This is a genomic window from Stenotrophomonas sp. A3_2, assembly GCF_036624925.1.
Lineage (GTDB): Bacteria > Pseudomonadota > Gammaproteobacteria > Xanthomonadales > Xanthomonadaceae > Stenotrophomonas > Stenotrophomonas hibiscicola.
Window position 1 is genome coordinate 1 of sequence record NZ_JAZKVY010000024.1, and the last position, 334, is coordinate 334.

At 68.9% G+C, this 334-nt stretch carries 1 protein-coding gene; it reads left to right on the top strand.

Annotated elements, in window-relative coordinates; genetic code table 11:
* A partial coding sequence (locus R5H29_RS00095) for an acyl-CoA dehydrogenase family protein (protein WP_332328531.1) occupies positions 1-334 on the top strand: 334 nt, incomplete at both ends.

Sequence of the window (334 nt, forward strand, 5' to 3'; positions counted from 1 at the left end):
GGGGCAGCGGGTGCAGTTCGGGCGGCCGGTGGGGTCGTTCCAGGCGGTAAAGCACATGCTCGCGGATATGATGGTGCGGGTGGAGGCGGCGCGATCCGGCGTGTGGGCGGCGGCGCGGGCGATCGATGCGGCGTCGGATGATTCGGAAGAGGCATGCCTGATCGCGCGCAGTTTCGCGGGCGAGGCGTTTCATGCCTGCGCGGGGGAAGCGATCCAGGTGCATGGCGGGGTCGGGTTCACCTGGGAGCATCACGCGCATCGGTATTTCAAGCGGGCGCGGGCGACGATGGATTGGATGAGCTCGCCGGGCGTGTTGCGTGAAAGGCTGGCGGCG